This is a genomic window from Agrobacterium sp. 20P9.1.2 (genome assembly GCF_057799395.1).
Genome location: NZ_JBYOKI010000004.1, coordinates 278,542 through 296,097 on the forward strand (window position 1 = coordinate 278,542; position 17,556 = coordinate 296,097).

Below are 17,556 nucleotides of genomic sequence, written 5' to 3' on the forward strand. Positions count from 1 at the left end.
ATGAAAACGAGTGCAGATTGCGCGCGAAGCGTCCTCTCTGCGGAAAATGGATAATTCGATGAGTGCACCTGAAGATCGCTGCCGCCTCGTTCTGATCGTTCCAGCAAACGACGATGCTGCAAATCAGGCCAAGACTCTGGAAGATGCGCTGCGCGGCGGCGACGTCGCCTCCGTCATCATTCCGCAATATGGGCTGGATGATGGCGCTTTCCAGAAACTGGTCGAGACGCTAGTTCCGATCGTTCAGGAAGCCGGTGCTGCAGCGCTGGTGGCAGGCGACAGCCGTGCTGCAAGCCGTTCCAAGGCAGATGGCCTGCACGTCGTCGGCAATGCCGAGGCGCTTTCCGAAGCCGTGGAGAATTTTTCACCCAAGCTGATTGTTGGCGGCGGCAATGCGGATGATCGCCACAAGGCGCTGGAGCAGGGCGAGTGTACGCCCGATTACATGTTCTTCGGCAAGCTGGAAGGCGATATCAAGCCGGAAGCGCACCCCAAGAACCTCGCGCTTGGCGAATGGTGGGCTTCGATGATCGAAATTCCGGCCATCGTCATGGGCGGTTCGGATGTCGCCTCTGTTGTTCCCGTTGCCGAAACCGGTGTGGAATTCGTGGCGCTTCGTCTGGCCGTATTCAGCCATGTCGGTGGGGCCGCCCAGGCGGTTGCAGAAGCGAATGCGTTGCTTGACGAAAAAGCGCCACGGTTTGGCGGTTGATACAGGCGATGATCGCTCGCTCTTTGTCTTTTCGTTTGTCCGTCTCTGCCCTTGCCATCGTCTGGGCAGCGATGCCGCATGTGGTGTTGGCGCAAAACCCGCAGCCGCAGCAGCCGGCTCTTTTGCCCGGTCTTGAGAATCAGGCCCCGGCAGGCGATGTGACACCGACGGAAGACGATACGGATTTTGGCCCCGCGGCTCCGGCTGGCCCGGAGGTGCTGTCGCGCCCGTCGGATGAGAATGCGGAACCAATCCGCAAGGGGCGAGTGATTTCTGAAGAGCAGAAGGATTTGCAGCCATCTGGAGGCGTCAATGTCTACCAGCGCATGGGTGCCGATCTTCCCGCTCTTCCGCCCGAGAAGAAATTTACCGGCAAGGTCGATGAGGCTTACGGCCACTACCAGCGCGGCGAATATGTGCAAGCGCTGGACAAGGCGCTGGCCCGCGCCCAGAACGGTGACGCCGTCGCTCAGACACTTGTCGCCGAAATGATGTCGCGCGGCTTCGGCATTGCCCGTGACGATAAAACCGCAGCCTTCTGGTACGAGCAGGGGGCAAAGGGCGGCGATGCCGTTGCCATGTTCAAATATGCCTTGCTGTTGATGGAAGGCAAAGTCGTCAAGCACGACAAGACGCTGGCCGACGACTACATGCGCCGCGCAGCGGAAGCGGGCAATGGCGAGGCGGAGTTCAACTGGGCGCAAATCCTCGTCTCACAGACCCCCGGACCTGCCGGTTTGCATGCCGCCCTGCCGTTTTATGAAAAATCCGCCGAAAAGGGCATTGCCGACGCGCAATATGCCGTGTCGCAAATCTACTGGAACCTCAAAGACATTCCCGCCGATAAAAAGGCGAAAGCCCGCGATTGGCTGACCCGTGCGGCGAAGGCCGGTTTCGACACGGCGCAGGTCGATCTCGGCATCTGGCTGGTCAATGGTGTCGGTGGTGAGCGCAACCTGGAAGAGGGTTTCCGCTGGCTCTACGGTGCCGCCCAGCGCGGCAATGTCGTTGCCCAGAACAAGGTTGCGCATCTCTATATTCAGGCGCTCGGCACCAAGCCTGATCCTGTCGAAGCGGCCAAATGGTATGTGCTGTCACGCCGCGCGGGCCTCAAAGACCCGGGCCTTGAGGATTTCTATCTCGGCATCGAAGAGGAACAGCAGAAAAAGGCCATCGAGGCCGCTAACCGCTTCCGCCCGGCCTGAGCCAAGGCGGTTTACGGCTTTTTGCCTTGAATTGCAGCGCGTTTTGTGGTCTTGAACCGCAAACTTTCCATCAGAAACCATATCTGCGTGCCTGCCAGACTTTTGGCTAGCAGGTTCAGCCACCTTTCAGGAACATCTTCATGGCCCGTTCAGCCCTTCTCAATGTCATGGTTCAGGCCGCGCTCAAGGCGGGAAAATCTTTGGCGCGTGACTTCGGTGAAGTGCAGAACCTTCAGGTTTCGGTCAAAGGCCCCGGCGATTTCGTTTCGCAGGCAGATATTAAAGCCGAGAAAATTGTCCGTGACGAGCTGATGAAGGCCCGCCCGACCTATGACTTTCTGGGCGAAGAAGGCGGCGAGGAAAAGGGTTCTGACGGCGCGCATCGCTGGATCGTCGATCCCCTGGATGGCACCACCAACTTCCTCCACGGCATTCCGCAGTTCGCCGTTTCCATCGCGCTGGAGCGCAATGGCGAAGTCGTGGCCGGTGTGATCTTCAATCCTGCCACCGACGAACTCTTCACCGCTGAGCGTGGTTTTGGCGCGTTCCTCAATGATCGCCGCATTCGCGTGGCAGCCCGCAAGCAGATCACCGATTGTGTCGTCAGTTGCGGCGTGCCGCATCTGGGACGTGGCAATCACGGCAAATTCCTGGTCGAGCTTCGCCACGTCATGGGTGAAGTCGCCGGTGTGCGCCGCTTCGGTGCCGCTTCGCTCGACCTTGCTTACGTCGCCGCTGGCCGTCTGGACGGTTATTGGGAAACCGATCTTGCACCATGGGACATGGCCGCTGGTCTCATCATCATCCGTGAAGCGGGTGGCTTCGTCAGCGAGATGAGCGGACAGCAGGATATTCTCAACCAGGGCAACGTCGTTGCCGGAAATGAATATATCCACAAAGCGCTGATGGAAATCGTCAACCGCCCTGTTCCTGGCCGCTAAGGTCGGTTTTTCGCTGAATAAACTGCAAGAGAGGTGCCTTGAAACGCCTCTCTTGACATAAGGTGTAAAAAGCCTTGCTGCCTTACCGGCTTTTCACTTCAATTCGTCGTAATTTTCTACTAGCTTCCGGTCGGAACCGCGATCACGCCTGCCATAAACCCTTCAAGGTTTTCGCGCGGGCGTTGCGGCAATGCCAGAGGGAATGAGAATTATGGCGGATACGGAACGGCTCGATGTTGGCATCGAAAAACCGGTGACGAAACAATATCATCACAAGCTGTCGAGCCCCACGCCGTTTTTGTGGACGATGGTCATCTTCCTCATCATCGTCGCCTTTCTTGCCGCCATTCTCTTCCGGCAGGCACAGACTGCTTTCATGACCAATCCGGGCCTCAACGGCTTCATTCTCGGCGTTCTGGTCATCGGCATCATTCTGGTTTTCACGCAAATCCTCTCGCTCCGCCCGGAAGTGCGCTGGTTCAACGGTTTTCAGGCCGCCGGCACGGTGGACAAGGCAGGCCGCTCGCCGAAGCTCCTGGCACCCATGCGCTCCGTCATCGGCAAGCGTGGTGAGGTGCGCCTCTCCACTGTCACGCAGCGCTCCATCCTCGATTCCATCGCCACGCGGCTGGACGAATCGCGCGATACGTCCCGTTACCTCATCGGCCTTCTGGTGTTTCTCGGCCTGCTCGGCACCTTCTGGGGCCTGATCGGTACGATTGGTGCCATCAGTGATGTCATTCAGGGGCTGGACCCCACGGCGGGCGATAGCACCGATATTCTTTCTTCGCTGAAATCCGGTCTGACGGCACCGCTCTCCGGCATGGGCACGGCGTTTTCCTCGTCACTTCTCGGTCTCTCCGGCTCGCTCATTCTTGGCTTTCTGGATTTGCAGGCCGGTCGCGCACAGAACCGCTTTTATACGGAACTGGAAAACTGGCTGTCTTCCGTGACCGATCCGGGCACGGATGCGAGCGGCGAGGCGCGTGGCAGCGGTTACGGCACCGTTGGCACCGAGCGGTCGCTGGCTGCCATGACCAGCCTTGCAGAGGGAATTCAGGGGCTGGTCAAGAATATGCGCGGCGAGCAGCAGATGTTGCGCGACTGGATCGAGGCACAGCAGGAGGAATCGCGGGCGCTGCGGCGCACGCTCGACCGTCTTTCTGCCCGCATTGATGCCGAGCAGAAAACTGCCCCCCGTCCCATCCGCCACGATAACGGGAGCGAGTGATTATGGCGCTTGCGCGCAACCGCCGCCGCGACCGGGGTGTCGATTACTGGCCGGGCTTCGTTGATGCCTTGTCGACCCTGCTTATGGCCATCATGTTCCTGCTCACGGTTTTCGTGCTGGCGCAGTTCATCCTCTCGCGGGAAATTTCCGGCAAGGATGAGGTGCTGAACAGGCTGAACAACCAGATTTCGGAACTCACTGAATTGCTGGCACTGGAGAAGGGCAGTAAGCAGGATATCGAGGACACGCTGGCCAACCTGCAATCCACGCTCGCCGTGTCGGAAAGCGAACGCTCGCGCCTGCAATCGCTGCTCGATTCAGGTGCTGGTAACAGTTCCGCCGCCAATGCGCGTGTGGGCCAATTGTCGGGTGAACTCGAAGATGCGCGTCAGGCCGGTCAGCGGGCCTCGGCCCAGATCGATCTTCTGAACCAGCAGATCGCGGCCCTTCGTGCCCAGATATCATCGGTGGAAGCTGCCTTGCAGGCATCCGAAGCCAAGGATTCCTCCTCGCAGGTCAAAATCGCCGACCTTGGTCGTCGCCTCAACGTGGCGCTGGCGCAGCGCGTGCAGGAACTCAACCGCTACCGTTCGGATTTCTTCGGGCGCCTGCGGGAAATCCTGTCCGACCGCGAAAACATCCGCATCGTCGGCGACCGCTTCGTCTTTCAGTCCGAAGTGCTTTTCCCCTCGGGCGGCAACGACCTGAACCCGGAAGGCCAGGCCGAAATGGCAAAGCTTGCCACTGCCATCATCGATCTCGCCAAGGAAATCCCGGCGGAGATCAACTGGGTACTGCGCGTGGATGGCCACACAGACAACGTCCAACTCTCCGGCTCCGGACGCTTCCGCGACAACTGGGAACTCTCCTCAGCCCGCGCGACTTCCGTCGTGAAATACCTCATCTCCAAAGGCGTGCCCGCCAACCGGCTTGTTGCCGCAGGCTTCGGGGAATATCAGCCGCTGGCCGAGGGTGACACGCCGGAAGCACGCTCGCAGAACCGGCGGATCGAGTTGAAGCTGACGGAGCGGTAGGGGATGCTGCTTCGGTAGCAATCCCCATCCTGAGGCGGGAGCGAAGCGACCCTCGAAAGACGAGGGTTGCGGTCTTGGGGAGTATGCTTTGATTTCTGGCCAAAGCGCTTCAGCATGAGGATGGAAGTACGGCTTCTATATTTGCTCGCCTTTAAGGCCGCAACAACAGCACCAGCGTCCAGATCACGAAGGCAGCAATGGCGATCTTCCAGCAATCCCCGCGCTTGCGAAGCCCCGGCAGGCCGAGCGGGCGGATGAGCTGGATGCACATGGCCAGAAGCAGAAAAAGCCCGATTGCTTTCGTCATCGTTAGAGCCTTTCTGGGGCAGATAAAACCGTTCTGCGGGAGCAGATTTTCGGCAGGGCAGAGGTGATTGGTGAAGAGCATATCCGCAGATATGGTCGAGACGAGCGTCTCTGATCCTGATGGAAATATGCCCCGTAGAATGGTTTCATTTGCTCCCGAAAGACTCTAAACCTTTTGGCTTTATTGAACCAGCGTCACAGGCTGGACATTTTTAATGTTCACCAATGACCGGCAACCTATTCGCGCGTCGTCGACTTAGATCTACACCTTGAATCGCTTAGCATGAGAGTGGCTTATGAGCAGAAACCTTCTACCCGTATTCGCTCTTTTATCCAGCACCTTGTTTCTGTTTCTGGGCAATGGCCTGCAAGGCCTTCTGCTTCCCGTGCGGGGATCGGCGGAAGGGTATTCCAACGAAGTTCTCGGCTTCCTCGGCACCTCATGGGCGGCGGGATTTGTTATCGGTTGCTTTGTAGCACCGGCCATCGTGCGGCGTGCGGGCCATATTCGCGCTTTTGGCAGTTTCGTCGCCCTCATCTGCCTGACCGTGCTTTTGACCGGTCTGTTCATCGATGACGTTGCCTGGGTCACGTTGCGCGCGCTCACCGGCTTCTGCACTGCCGGGACGTCGATGATCATCGAAAGCTGGCTGAACGAACGCGCCACCAATGAAAGCCGGGGCGCAATTTTCTCGCTCTACATCGCCATCACGCTGTTCGGCGTCGTCGCAGGTCAGCTCGTTGTTCCCTTTGGTACGGTCAGCGGCACGTCGCTCTTCATGGTCTGCGCCATCATCTATTGCGTCGCCATCATGCCCGCCATGCTGTCCAAGGCGGAAAGTCCGCAGCCTTTGAAAAAGGTGAAGCTCGATTTGCCCGCCCTTTACCGAACGTCGCCTGTGTCTTTCGTCGGCATTTTGCTGATCGGCATTGCCAACGGTGCTTACGGCACGCTGGGTGCCGTGTTCGGTGCCCGCGCCGGGCTGGACCCGACGACGATTGCCATCATGGTCAGTGTCACCATCTTCATCGGCGCGCTGGCGCAGTTTCCGGCCGGAAAGCTGTCCGACCGTATCGACCGTCGTTTCGTGCTGGCTGGACTCTCGGGGGTCGCGGCTTTTGCGGGTCTTGCCGTCACGCTCATCCAGCCGAGCCATGTGTATATGCTGATCGGTATGATCGCGGTTTATGGTGCAGCCGCCAATGCGCTCTACCCGATTGCGGTTGCCCACGCCAACGACTTCGCCTCTTCGGAAGACTTCGTCAAAGTCTCCGGCGGCCTGTTGCTGCTCTATGGTATTGGCACCATTATCGGCCCCACGCTTGGCGGCCCGATCATGACCTCCTTCGGCCCCTATGCCCTGTTCATGGTCACGGCGGTTTCCCACCTTCTCATCAGCGCTTATGCTATATTCCGCTCCAGGCAACGTGCAGCCCTGCCAACGGCAGAGAAGGATAACTTCTCCACGGCAGCCGCAGCACCGCTGGCGACGCCTGAAAGCGTGTCGCTCGACCCGCGCGCACCTCACTATCCCGAGGACGAGGCGGAACTGGAAAAAGGAGCTGGCATATGAGTGTTTTCGAAGAAGAACCGCTGAAACAGCAGGCCACGACTCACGTAGTGGGTGGCGATCTCAGCCTGCTTTCCGTAGACGAACTGACCGGTCGCATCGCTATTCTACAAACCGAGATCAAAAGGCTGGAAGCCGAGCGTGAGAAGAAGTCCGCAGGTCGCAAGGCCGCAGAAAGCCTTTTTCGGTCTTGAGGCGGCAAGAAACGCTTCATTAACGTTACGGCGCGGTGCAGCTTTTCGTTTACCATTAACGAAAAATTAAGCTTTTTGAGCGATTACTATACATGTCCAGTTCTTCTGGACCTCAGGCAGTTTCTCCTATCGGCGAATTGGTCTGATTTTTCTCCCTGTTTTACCTTGAGAGCCGCTTTTGCGGCTCTTTTTTTATCCCTTAACAATATTGCCAAAACTGTGGGTATTAACCTTTCTTTAATAATCAGCTTGCGCATTTGCGTTATTGATATCATCCTGAAAATACAAAGAGGCCGGAACTATTAAGCCTCTATCCCGTTGCCAGTAGTATGGTGCGTAAGCAGGATTTGGAAAAATGTCAGAACAGGTTTTGAATACCATCAGTTTTGCTGGCCGTGCTGCAGCATCCAACCAATTTAAGACTCTCTATTCTGAGGGTATGACTTTGGTGGAGGAAACGGCGACCTATCTGGACGGTTCCGGACGCGCCGCCTCCAAGGTTCTGCCCCGCATGGCATCGGTTCTCTACGCAGCGGAATCCATGCGCCTCACCACCCGCCTGATGCAGATGGCATCCTGGCTTCTTCTCCAGCGCGCCGTCAACAATGGCGAGATGAGCCGCGACCAGGTTCTCAGCGAGAAGAACAAGGTCCGCCTCGACAACTTCAACGTCGATCGCAACGCACCGGGCTGGAACGACCTGCCGGAATCCTTCCGTGATCTGGTCGAGCGTTCGCTCCGCCTCCAGAACCGCGTTGCCCTTCTTGACCGCGAAATCTATCGTCCGACGGAAGCTGCGAAGGTTCCTGATAACGAGAACAGCGTTCAGGCCCAGCTCAACCTGCTGCGCACGGCTTTTGCCGGCAACTGAGTTTCAGTCAAATTGCGAATGATGAAAGCAGGCTTCCGCCTGCTTTTTTTGCTTTGCAAAAGAATTTGGCGACATCGCTGGTGGCTACCCCCCTCTGTCCTGCCGGACATCTCCCCCACAGGTGGGGAGATTGGCTGGGCGCTCCCGCTCGCCTCATCTGCAACGTTTAAGATAGGTGAGACATGGCCACGATTCGATCTCCCTCCTTGTGGGGGAGATGCCCGGCAGGGCAGAGGGGGGTCAGCCACACCCACCAACGTCAGACACCCAAACAACAAAAAACCCCGGATTGCTCCAGGGTTTTTGTATTCAACAGTATCAACAGGATTAGAGGCCGAGGCCGCCGAAACGCTTGTTGAACTTGGAAACGCGGCCGCCGCGGTCCATGAGCTGCTGGTTGCCACCAGTCCATGCTGGGTGCGACTTAGGGTCGATTTCGAGGTTCATGGTCTGACCCTCGGAGCCCCAGGTGGAGCGTGTTTCGTATTCTGTGCCATCAGTCATGACCACTTTGATCACGTGATAGTCGGGATGAATTTCAGCCTTCATGACAATCTTCCTGCTTTAGTGACATGCGGACCATTTGCCGCAATTGCGTCAACTGAGCCAATTCAATAATGAAGCTCTAGACCATTTGGCCATGGCTTCCCAATTCGATGCGGAGCCTATACATGAAGGTCGCCGAGATAACAAGTGCCTGCCGATGCTTGGGCCCATAGTTGGTCACACATCTGACATGACACATTTGAGATTGCCGCAGGCTGGCGAAAACCCGGCCTTATGCTGGCAAATGCAGGAGTAGAACGTGGCAGACATTCAGGAACAGAAATCGGCAGGCCGCAAGACGCCAAAGCCGCTGGCCAGCCTCTTTCCCTATCTGAAGCGCTATCGCGGGCTGGTCGCAGCCGCGCTGTTTGCCCTCGTTCTCTCGTCCGCGACCACCCTTGCTTTGCCGCTGGCCGTTCGCCGCATTATCGACCATGGTTTCGAAGGCGCCGATGGCGCGATGATCAACAGCTATTTCGCCGTGCTTCTGGCCATCGCCGTCGTTCTCGCACTGGCCAGCGCCATGCGCTATTACTACGTCATGACAATCGGTGAGCGGGTCGTTGCCGATCTTCGCCGCGACGTTTTCGCGCATCTGACGTCTCTGTCGCAGGCCTTTTTCGACGTCAACCATTCCGGCGAACTGACATCGCGCCTGACAGCCGACACGGTGCAGATCCGCTCGGCCTTCGGTTCATCCGCATCTGTCGCCCTGCGCAACATTCTGCTCTGTCTCGGCGGCGTAGCGATGATGGTCTATACCAGCCCCAGCCTTTCCGGCCTTGCGCTGCTGGCCATTCCGCTCATCGTCTTCCCGCTCATTGCCTTTGGCCGCTCCGTCCGTTCCCGCTCGAGAACCACGCAGGATACGCTGGCCGCATCCGCTGCCTTTGCGGCAGAGACCATTTCCGCCAGCCGCACCATCCAGTCTTTTAACGCCGAAACGCTGGCCAATGCCCGCTATAATGAGGCGGTGGAAAAGGCCTATCACGGCGCTCGCGCCGCCATCAGCGCCCGCGCGGTTCTGACCGCCGTCGCCATCAGCTTCGTCTTCGGCAGCGTTGTGGCCGTTCTGTGGTATGGCGCCCATAGCGTGCTGGTCGGCACGATTTCCGCCGGTACGCTCAGCCAGTTCGTTCTTTATTCCGTCATCGCCGCCAGCTCGCTTGGCCAGTTGTCGGAAGTCTGGGGCGAGCTTTCGCAAGCGGGTGGCGCGGCAGAACGCCTGTCTGAACTGCTGAACGAAAAATCCCCGGTCGAAAATCCGGCGACACCGCTTTCGCTGCCCGTGCCAGCCCGCGGCGAGGCAAGCTTCGAGACGGTTGCCTTCCATTACCCGCAAGGCGACCACAAGCCGATCATTTCGGACCTGTCCTTCAAGGTCGCAGCGGGCGAAACCGTTGCCATCGTCGGCCCATCGGGTGCGGGCAAGAGCACGGTCTTTTCGCTGCTGATGCGCTTTTACGATCCGCAAGCCGGACGCATCACCGTCGATGGCACTGATATCCGCTCGGTCACGCTGGAAGAGCTGCGCTCGCGGCTTGCCATCGTGCCGCAGGATGTGGCGATTTTCGCTTCCTCAATTCACGATAACATCGCCTTCGGCAAGCCCGGCGCGACCCGAGATGAGGTCCGCGCCGCTGCCTTAGCCGCGCAGGCCGATGGCTTCATCTCCAGACTTTATGATGGCTATGACACCGTTGTCGGTGAACGCGGCGTTACCCTTTCCGGCGGCCAGCGCCAACGCATCGCCATTGCCCGCGCCATTCTTCGCGATGCGCCGATTCTGTTGCTGGATGAAGCAACGTCGGCCTTGGATGCCGAAAGCGAAACGCTGGTGCAAAAGGCGCTGGATCAGCTGATCAGCAAACGCACCACCATCGTCATTGCCCACCGTCTCGCCACCGTGCTGAAGGCCGACCGTATTCTGGTCATGGATGAAGGCCGCATCATCGAGGAAGGCACGCACCAGAGCCTGTCGCGGCAGGGAGGCCTCTACGCCAAGCTCGCCCGCCTGCAATTCGAAACGGGCAGCGATGACGTGGTGCCACTGGTGAAGACCAGCTAAGCACCGACGCTGCGGCCCGCAACCCGTCCGGAAAACAGGCATCCACCAAGAAACGTGCCTTCCAGTGCGTTGTAACCGTGCATGCCGCCACCGCCAAAACCGGCAACTTCGCCCGCCGCGTAAAGCCCTGGCACCGGCGCGCCGCTACCATCCAGCACCCGCCCGTTGAGGTCGGTATGCAGACCGCCCAGCGTCTTGCGGGTGAGGATGTGCAGCCGCACGGCAATCAGCGGCCCGGCGGCGGGGTCCAGCAGGCGATGCGGCTTGGCCGTGCGCATCAGCTTGTCGCCGAGATAATTGCGCGCGCCTCTGATGGCCGTGATCTGCGCATCCTTGCTGAAGCCATTGGCAAGCTCTCGATCCCGCGCTTCGATCTGCGTACGGATGTGGGAGACGTCCAACCGCTCCTCGCCGGTGATTGCATTCATCGCCTGCACCAGTTCTTCCAGCGTATCGCGCACGGCGAAATCCTCGCCGCGCTCCATGAAGGCCTTTACCGGCCCCGGCGGCTCCTTGCCCAGACGTTTCAGCAGCAGGCGAATGTTCTTGTCGGTCAGATCCGGGTTCTGCTCCGAGCCGGAAAGCGCAAATTCCTTCTTGATGATCGCCTTGGTCAGAATAAACCAGCTGTAATCGCTATTTCTCTCCCGCAGGATTTTCAGCGTACCGAGCGTATCGAAACCCGGCATGGCAGGCGCCGGTAGTCTCTCGCCATTGGCATCGCACCAGAAGGATGACGGGCCGGGCAAAATACGGATGCCATGGTTTGGCCAGATCGGATCGTAGTTCTTCACGCCCTCGGTGTAATGCCACATACGGTCCCGGTTGATGACGGAGCCACCCGCTGCTTCAGTAATGCCAATCATCCGGCCATCCACATGGGCTGGCACGCCGCAAACCATATCCGCAGGCGGCTGGCCCAGCCGCTCCACCGGCCAGTTCTGGCGTACCAGATCATGATTACCACCGATGCCGCCAGAGGTGACGATGACGGCGGCCGCCTCGTATCGAAATTCTCCCGCAACAGCCCGGCTGCTTTGCTCCCCACGTTGAACAGAATCGGTTTCCAGCAATGTGCCGGACACGCCGGTAATAGCGCCATCTGCGGTTTCTAGGGCATCGACCTGATGGCGGAATTTGAAGGTGATCCGCTCGCTCTCTGCATAGGCTCTGGCTTTTTTGACGAAGGGGTCCAGAACGCCCGGTCCGGTTCCCCATGTGACATGAAAACGCGGCACGGAATTGCCGTGACCATGGGCATGCGCGCCGCCGCGCTCCGCCCATCCAACGACGGGGAACCAGCGCATGCCAAGCCCATGCAGCCATGCCCGCTTTTCACCCGCCGCAAACTCAAGATAGGCTTCGGCCCACCGGCGCGGCCAATGATCTTCAGAGCGGTCAAAACCGGCGGAGCCCAGCCAGTCCTGACGGGCGAGATCGAGACTGTCACGAATGCGCATGAAGCGTTGTTCGGGACTATCGATGAAAAACAGCCCACCCAGAGACCAGAAAGCCTGCCCCCCAAGGTTCTGCTCTCCCTCCTGATCAAGGACGCAAACCCTCAACCCCCGCTCCGCAGCCTCCGTCGCCGCCACCAGTCCGGCAAGCCCCGCACCTACGACAATAACGTCAAATCTCTCCATCAACCCCTCCCGGTGGATTCGGATTACTTTTACGCAAACGTCAATGGGTTGCAACGGGTGTGGGTGGGAATGTGGGTGGAGGGGGTGGTTTGGCTTTTGGAGAGGGGCGGGGAGTTGCTTTTGGATGATGCCAACTGGGAAGGGTGGTTAGCCCGTTCCGCCCTGCCGGGCATCTCTCTCCGGGCAGAGGGGGGCGGGCTTGCTCTGCGTGTCAACGGAGGCCGGCCACACCCACCGCCCTCATGCTGAGGTGCTTTGGCCGAAGGGCAAAGCCTCGAAGCATCCGCTGCATACTCTGCCCCGGGCACGCACTGCTCCGAGCCCGCAACCCTCGCCCTTCGAGGCTCCGGCTGCGCCTGCGCACCTCTCCTTCGACAGGCTCAGGATGATGGATGAGGGTTGCTGTTGTCGCACCCCGCCTGTAGCCTCCAGCCTATTACTCTGCACTATCAAAAGGCGGCCCGCCACACCCGCCGCCCTCATGCTGAGGTGCTTTGGCCGAAGGACAAAGCCTCGAAGCATCTGCTGCGCATTCTGCCCTGAGCCCGCACTGCCGCAAGCCCGCAACCCTCGTCCTTCGAGGCTCCGGCTGCGCCTGCGCACCTCAGGATGAGGGTTGCTCCGTTGTGCCCCGCCTGCCGCGTCCAACCACTCACTCCGCCCTCTCAAAAGGAGGCCCGCCACACCCGCCGCCCTCATGCTGAGGTGCTTTGACCGAAGGGCAAAGCCTCGAAGCATCCGCCGCATACTCTGCCACAAGCCCGCACTGCCCCAAGCCCGCAACCCCCGTCCTTCGAGGCTCCGGCTACGCCTCCGCACCTCAGGATGAGGTTTGCTGCGTTGTGCTGCGCATCCAACCACTCACTCCGCCCTCTCAAAAGGCGGCCCGCCACACCCACCGCCCTCATGCTGAGGTGCTTTGGCCGAAGGACAAAGCCTCGAAGCATCCAGCCACAACCTCCAAAATCCAATCCTGTCAAAAAACCCGGCCTGCTCGTGCCCAAGATTCGCCGTTCACGCGGCAGCATCTGCCCGTGGTATGCTTTACTCTCAGGTCCCATCACCATCAACGGCCATGGGTATGTCGGACGGGGCGCTGTAAGCTGCCTCGTTGGGTAGTCTATAAATGGCACCTCGCAGCGCCCCGTTCGGCTTTTTTGGCCAAACAGCAATCCACTTGCCACGGCTGGCAGAAACCGGATGGCGAAGGCGATACCTTGCCGGAGAACCGGTCGGACATTTTTCAAGGTCCGACCCTTCCCATCCGGGTGGTGCTGCTTCCTTGCGGAAGACGCACCCTGCCAGTTCGGCCACACCTGCCTTCGATTTGCTTCCGCGCCGATAATCCAAGGGGCGGGAGGATCGATCCGTTTTTCGCAAGGGCTTGCCGCATCCACAATGGCTGCGGCAAACGCCTTGTGATCCGTCCGCGCCGTTTCACAACGGTACGGGGCAGATGCAGCGTGTTCCTGTGTACCGCCTGACTTTCGCCTCTCACCCCATGGTCGCGTTCGACCAGAGGACGATGAGCTGTCGGTACACCCGGCGCTCAGATCGGGCATCGGGAGAATGACACTGGCCGGTCCGAAACCGTGTCACGCTCCTCCCGTTGCCGCCGGGGGGATTGCTGCTCAACCCCGATGGTCAAGAGGTTGCGTAGCCTCTCACCCATCAGCGCCGGTCCCGCCTCGCCGCAACGCCTTGCGGTGTATCCGAGGGCGGAACGGGGCCATTGTCGTTGAGGTCTGGAGGCTGTGAATGAAATTTTGCGGATTTTTTTGCGGAGGTAGCGGATTTTGGGTAAGGTGTTGATTTGGTTTCGATGTTTTTATTATTTTAGGTTTTTGGGTGGGGTTCACCCCCCTCTGCCCTGCCGGGCATCTCCCCCTCAGGTGGGGAGATTGGCTGGGGGTGAGCTTGCTGGCCATCTTGAGCGTTGTGGACGGGGGAAGCAGATTCTGCCGGTTGCCATCACTCTGACGGCTACGATTGGAGCGAGGAGCGTGCCTCTTGCCAATCTCCCCACCTGAGGGGGAGATGTCCGGCAGGACAGAGGGGGGTGAGCGGCTGGCTCTGACCTCATGCTGCAATGCGCGCCCTGAAGGCAGTTGCCGCATGGCATAAGCTTGAAAAGAAAACCGCCCGCAACGGGGTTGCGAGCGGTCTCATAAGACGGTCGTTGAAGCGCTTGGCTTAAGCGGCCTTCTCCAGTTCCTGCTTCCAGTTGCCGAGTGCGGCAAGCGTGTTCATCTCGGCGCGGTGGCGGAAGGCGCGTTGGCCGGCGGCGACGTTTTCAGGCTTGCCACCCCACGCATTGAGAGCGGCTTCCTGCAAAGCGCGGCCATAGGAATAGGTGAGGGGCCACGGCAGGTCGTAGCCGCTGTTCATGGCGGAGAGGTGGGCGGTGGCTTCTTCCGAGGACTGGCCGCCGGAGAGGAAGGCGATGCCGGGAACGGCGGATGGCACGGTGGCCTTGAGAACCTTGACGGTTTTTTCGGCCACTTCGGCAACCGATGCCTTGCGGGCATTCTTGCCATCGATGACCATGTTCGGCTTCAGGATCATGCCTTCAAGGTTGACGCGGGCATCGTAAAGATCGGTGAAGACGGTGCGCAGAACCCATTCGGTCACTTCGGCACAGCGATCGATGTTGTGCGTGCCGGGCTCGCCATCCATCAACACTTCAGGCTCAACGATGGGCACGATGCCTGCATGCTGGCAGAGGGCGGCGTAGCGGGCCAGCGCCTGCGAATCCGCCTTGATGGAGCCCCATGTGGGCAGGCCATCACCGATATTGATGACACCACGCCACTTGGCGAAACGCGCACCGGCATCGTAATATTTCTTCAGGCGCTCAGCGAGGCCATCGAGACCTTCGGTGACGGTTTCGCCGGGGAAGAAAGCCTGTGGCTTTGCGCCCGTGTCCACCTTAATGCCAGGAATGGAGCCTGCAGCCTTGATGATATCCACGAAGGGCGTGCCATCGGCAGCCTTCTGGAACAGGGTTTCTTCATACAGAATGACGCCGGAAATGCACTTCGTCATCGCTTCGTCTGTGCGGAACAGCATTTCGCGATAATCACGACGGCTTGTCTCCGTCGATTCCAGATTGATGGTGTCAAAACGCTTTTTTATCGTGCCGGTGGATTCATCCGCAGCCAGAAGACCCTTGCCATCGGCAACCATTTTCAATGCGATATCTTCAAGACGCTCAGTCATTTTTCAATCTCCCTTGGCATAATGATTTTTGGGTACCAGAAGTTCCAAGGCGAGAAAATGGCACGCTAACTCATTGAAACGATTGAAATGATTTCAATCGTTTGAAACTTTAGGAAATTTTTAAAAAAATTTAAATGCGAAATGGCCTTCTGCAACAGGATTGTATGTTTGTAGTTTTTATACTACAAATCATTCATGATCGAGCTAAGGCAGACGACCGTATTCGCTAGATGGCAATCCCGGATCAGGGACAAGCGTGCCAGAACCCTCATCGCGGCGCGATTGATGCGGCTGGCGGCAGGGTTGCCCGGTGATGTTGAGCCAGTTGGTGAGGGCGTCAGTGAATTACGAATTCACCATGGGCCGGGATATCGCGTGTATTTTCAGCAGCGCGGAAATCTCCTGATCGTCTTGCTCTGTGGTGGAGACAAGGGATCTCAGGCCCGCGACATTGCTGCTGCCAAGAAACTTGCCAAGGAATGGAGTTTAGATGATGAGTGAAAAGCTTTCCACTTATGACCCGGCCGCCGCACTGGTGGATGATGAAGAAATTGCCGCTTTCATGGCCGATGCCTTTGAAACCGGCGATGCGGCCTATGTTGCCAAAGCCCTAGGCGTAGTAGCACGCGCCAAGGGTATGACTGAAATATCCCGCAAGACCGGGCTGTCGCGTGAACAGCTTTATCGGTCCTTCAGCGAACGGGGAAACCCGACGCTCAAGACAACGCTGGCTGTCATGCGTGCGCTTGGCGTCGATATGACCGCCAAGGCGCATTCGGCACAGTAATTTTTGAGCGATTACTTCTGTTCGTTGAGGATCGCTACACCTGGAAGAACCTTGCCTTCCATCCATTCCAGGAAGGCACCGCCTGCGGTGGAGATGTAGGTGAAGTCATCTGCAACGCCGGCGTGGTTGAGGGCTGCCACCGTATCGCCACCACCGGCGACGGAGACGAGCTTGCCGGACTTGGTGCATTCGGCAGCGTGCTGGGCGGCGGCGACGGTTGCCTTGTCGAAGGGGGCGATTTCGAAGGCGCCGAGGGGGCCGTTCCAGACCAGCGTTTCGGCGCGGGAAATCCAGCCCTTGATGGCTTCGACGGATTTGGGGCCGACATCCAGAACCATCGCGTCTTCGGGAATTTCGTTGATGTCAACGACATGGTTTTCGGCATTGGCTTTGAACTCGCGGGCGACGACGCCGTCTTCCGGCAGCACGATGGCGCAGCCTGCGGTCGCAGCTTCGATCATGATCTGCTTGGCGGTTTCGGCCAGATCATGTTCGCAGAGCGATTTGCCGACATGGGTGCCGCGTGCGGCCAGGAAGGTGTTGGCCATGCCGCCACCGATGACGAGAGCATCGACTTTCTTGACGAGGTTCATCAGCAGATCGATCTTGCTCGATACCTTTGCGCCGCCGACGATGGCAACGACCGGGCGGGCGGGTGCGCCGAGGCCCTTTTCCAGCGCTTCAAGCTCAGCCTGCATGGTGCGACCTGCATAGGCAGGCAGGTGTCGGGCGAGGCCTTCCGTGGAGGCGTGGGCGCGGTGGGCGGCGGAGAAGGCGTCGTTGACGTAGATATCGCCGTTCTTTGCCAGTTCGGCCACGAAGGCGGCATCGTTCTTTTCTTCGCCCTTGTGGAAGCGGGTGTTTTCCAGAAGCAGGACATCGCCGTTCTGCATCTTGGCGACCGCATCGGCCGCCGGTGCGCCGATGGCTTCCGCAGCGAAATGGATGGAGTTGCCAAGCACCTCTTCAACGGCTGATGTGATGAGGGAGAGCGACATATCGGCGACCGGCTCACCCTTCGGGCGACCGAAATGGGCCAGCAGAATGACTTTTGCGCCCTTTTTCGACAGTTCGAGAATGGTCGGAGCGACGCGCTCGATGCGGGTCTTGTCTGTGACCTTGCCGTCAGCAACCGGCACGTTGAGATCGACGCGGACGAGAACGCGCTTTCCGGTGATGTCGGTGAGGTGATCGAGGGTCTTGAAGGCGGGCATGTATCGATCCTGTA

General features: G+C 59.0%; 16 protein-coding genes. 11 read left to right on the forward strand and 5 right to left on the reverse strand.

The genetic code is table 11. The features are described 5' to 3' along the window. Window positions 1-58 precede the first annotated feature (58 nt). The 5 genes from AC27VJ_RS13975 (at window position 59) to AC27VJ_RS13995 (ending at window position 5,123) form a co-directional block, all read left to right on the forward strand. Complete coding sequence (locus AC27VJ_RS13975; RefSeq protein WP_488684539.1) at window positions 59-712, forward strand: thiamine phosphate synthase; 654 nt, start codon at window positions 59-61, stop codon at window positions 710-712. 8 nt (window positions 713-720) lie between these two features. Continuing rightward, window positions 721-1,917 carry a tetratricopeptide repeat protein gene (locus AC27VJ_RS13980; protein WP_488684540.1) on the forward strand — a complete coding sequence of 399 codons (1,197 nt, stop codon included), beginning with the start codon at window positions 721-723 and terminating at the stop codon, window positions 1,915-1,917. Between the two features lie 140 nt (window positions 1,918-2,057). Beyond that, entirely contained in the window at window positions 2,058-2,858 is an 801-nt protein-coding gene (locus AC27VJ_RS13985) for an inositol monophosphatase family protein (protein ID WP_488684541.1), read from the forward strand. Window positions 2,859-3,069: 211 nt separating this feature from the next. Continuing rightward, window positions 3,070-4,089 (forward strand): flagellar motor protein MotA, encoded by a 1,020-nt coding sequence (locus tag AC27VJ_RS13990; RefSeq protein WP_488684542.1) that lies wholly within the window; start codon window positions 3,070-3,072, stop codon window positions 4,087-4,089. Window positions 4,090-4,091: 2 nt separating this feature from the next. Next, entirely contained in the window at window positions 4,092-5,123 is a 1,032-nt protein-coding gene (locus AC27VJ_RS13995) for a peptidoglycan -binding protein (protein ID WP_488684543.1), read from the forward strand. A 151-nt stretch (window positions 5,124-5,274) separates the two neighbouring features. Here the strand turns inward: AC27VJ_RS13995 and AC27VJ_RS14000 are convergent, their stop codons facing one another. After that, window positions 5,275-5,430 (reverse strand): hypothetical protein, encoded by a 156-nt coding sequence (locus AC27VJ_RS14000; protein WP_488684544.1) that lies wholly within the window; start codon window positions 5,428-5,430, stop codon window positions 5,275-5,277. A gap of 295 nt (window positions 5,431-5,725) precedes the next feature. Between AC27VJ_RS14000 and AC27VJ_RS14005 the strand changes: the two genes are divergently transcribed. The 3 genes from AC27VJ_RS14005 to rcdA all read left to right on the forward strand — a co-directional run bounded on the left by AC27VJ_RS14005 (window position 5,726) and on the right by rcdA (window position 8,065). Beyond that, entirely contained in the window at window positions 5,726-7,003 is a 1,278-nt protein-coding gene (locus AC27VJ_RS14005) for an MFS transporter (RefSeq protein ID WP_113089424.1), read from the forward strand. Next, window positions 7,000-7,194, forward strand: coding sequence for a DUF1192 domain-containing protein (locus AC27VJ_RS14010; protein WP_113089425.1), 195 nt, complete (start codon window positions 7,000-7,002; stop codon window positions 7,192-7,194). Before AC27VJ_RS14005 ends, AC27VJ_RS14010 begins: the two co-directional genes overlap by 4 nt. 355 nt (window positions 7,195-7,549) lie before the next feature. Continuing rightward, window positions 7,550-8,065, forward strand: a complete 516-nt coding sequence (gene rcdA / locus AC27VJ_RS14015) for a protease adaptor protein RcdA (protein ID WP_488684545.1) — start codon at window positions 7,550-7,552, stop codon at window positions 8,063-8,065. Between the two features lie 327 nt (window positions 8,066-8,392). Here the strand turns inward: rcdA and rpmE are convergent, their stop codons facing one another. Further along, window positions 8,393-8,614 (reverse strand): 50S ribosomal protein L31, encoded by a 222-nt coding sequence (gene rpmE / locus AC27VJ_RS14020; protein ID WP_488684546.1) that lies wholly within the window; start codon window positions 8,612-8,614, stop codon window positions 8,393-8,395. Between the two features lie 256 nt (window positions 8,615-8,870). On the opposite strand from rpmE, the gene AC27VJ_RS14025 reads away from it, so the two are divergent. Beyond that, window positions 8,871-10,679, forward strand: coding sequence for an ABC transporter transmembrane domain-containing protein (locus AC27VJ_RS14025; RefSeq protein WP_488684547.1), 1,809 nt, complete (start codon window positions 8,871-8,873; stop codon window positions 10,677-10,679). Here the strand turns inward: AC27VJ_RS14025 and AC27VJ_RS14030 are convergent. Beyond that, entirely contained in the window at window positions 10,676-12,322 is a 1,647-nt protein-coding gene (locus tag AC27VJ_RS14030) for an FAD-binding dehydrogenase (RefSeq protein WP_488684548.1), read from the reverse strand. The two genes, AC27VJ_RS14025 and AC27VJ_RS14030, sit on opposite strands and share 4 nt — an antisense overlap. A gap of 2,193 nt (window positions 12,323-14,515) precedes the next feature. Beyond that, complete coding sequence (locus AC27VJ_RS14035) at window positions 14,516-15,541, reverse strand: class I fructose-bisphosphate aldolase (protein WP_488684549.1); 1,026 nt, start codon at window positions 15,539-15,541, stop codon at window positions 14,516-14,518. A gap of 195 nt (window positions 15,542-15,736) precedes the next feature. Between AC27VJ_RS14035 and AC27VJ_RS14040 the strand changes: the two genes are divergently transcribed. Further along, on the forward strand, window positions 15,737-16,042 hold the full coding sequence (locus AC27VJ_RS14040; protein WP_488684550.1) for a type II toxin-antitoxin system RelE/ParE family toxin: 306 nt from the start codon (window positions 15,737-15,739) through the stop codon (window positions 16,040-16,042). Then, window positions 16,035-16,328, forward strand: a complete 294-nt coding sequence (locus tag AC27VJ_RS14045; RefSeq protein ID WP_062452080.1) for an addiction module antidote protein — start codon at window positions 16,035-16,037, stop codon at window positions 16,326-16,328. The genes AC27VJ_RS14040 and AC27VJ_RS14045 overlap by 8 nt, the downstream gene beginning before the upstream one ends. An 11-nt stretch (window positions 16,329-16,339) precedes the next feature. Here AC27VJ_RS14045 and AC27VJ_RS14050 read toward each other — a convergent pair whose 3' ends face one another. Next, window positions 16,340-17,542, reverse strand: a complete 1,203-nt coding sequence (locus tag AC27VJ_RS14050; RefSeq protein ID WP_488684551.1) for a phosphoglycerate kinase — start codon at window positions 17,540-17,542, stop codon at window positions 16,340-16,342. Window positions 17,543-17,556 lie beyond the last annotated feature (14 nt).

What these genes read in the sequence shown, in the direction of transcription:
- AC27VJ_RS13975 (WP_488684539.1), top strand. Translation starts at nt 59, where the DNA reads ATGAGTGCACCTGAAGATCGCTGCCGCCTCGTTCTGATCGTTCCAGCA.
- AC27VJ_RS13980 (WP_488684540.1), top strand. Translation starts at nt 721, where the DNA reads ATGATCGCTCGCTCTTTGTCTTTTCGTTTGTCCGTCTCTGCCCTTGCC.
- AC27VJ_RS13985 (WP_488684541.1), top strand. Translation starts at nt 2,058, where the DNA reads ATGGCCCGTTCAGCCCTTCTCAATGTCATGGTTCAGGCCGCGCTCAAG.
- AC27VJ_RS13990 (WP_488684542.1), top strand. Translation starts at nt 3,070, where the DNA reads ATGGCGGATACGGAACGGCTCGATGTTGGCATCGAAAAACCGGTGACG.
- AC27VJ_RS13995 (WP_488684543.1), top strand. Translation starts at nt 4,092, where the DNA reads ATGGCGCTTGCGCGCAACCGCCGCCGCGACCGGGGTGTCGATTACTGG.
- AC27VJ_RS14000 (WP_488684544.1), bottom strand. Translation starts at nt 5,430, where the DNA reads ATGACGAAAGCAATCGGGCTTTTTCTGCTTCTGGCCATGTGCATCCAG.
- AC27VJ_RS14005 (WP_113089424.1), top strand. Translation starts at nt 5,726, where the DNA reads ATGAGCAGAAACCTTCTACCCGTATTCGCTCTTTTATCCAGCACCTTG.
- AC27VJ_RS14010 (WP_113089425.1), top strand. Translation starts at nt 7,000, where the DNA reads ATGAGTGTTTTCGAAGAAGAACCGCTGAAACAGCAGGCCACGACTCAC.
- rcdA (WP_488684545.1), top strand. Translation starts at nt 7,550, where the DNA reads ATGTCAGAACAGGTTTTGAATACCATCAGTTTTGCTGGCCGTGCTGCA.
- rpmE (WP_488684546.1), bottom strand. Translation starts at nt 8,614, where the DNA reads ATGAAGGCTGAAATTCATCCCGACTATCACGTGATCAAAGTGGTCATG.
- AC27VJ_RS14030 (WP_488684548.1), bottom strand. Translation starts at nt 12,322, where the DNA reads ATGGAGAGATTTGACGTTATTGTCGTAGGTGCGGGGCTTGCCGGACTG.
- AC27VJ_RS14035 (WP_488684549.1), bottom strand. Translation starts at nt 15,541, where the DNA reads ATGACTGAGCGTCTTGAAGATATCGCATTGAAAATGGTTGCCGATGGC.
- AC27VJ_RS14040 (WP_488684550.1), top strand. Translation starts at nt 15,737, where the DNA reads ATGATCGAGCTAAGGCAGACGACCGTATTCGCTAGATGGCAATCCCGG.
- AC27VJ_RS14045 (WP_062452080.1), top strand. Translation starts at nt 16,035, where the DNA reads ATGAGTGAAAAGCTTTCCACTTATGACCCGGCCGCCGCACTGGTGGAT.
- AC27VJ_RS14050 (WP_488684551.1), bottom strand. Translation starts at nt 17,542, where the DNA reads ATGCCCGCCTTCAAGACCCTCGATCACCTCACCGACATCACCGGAAAG.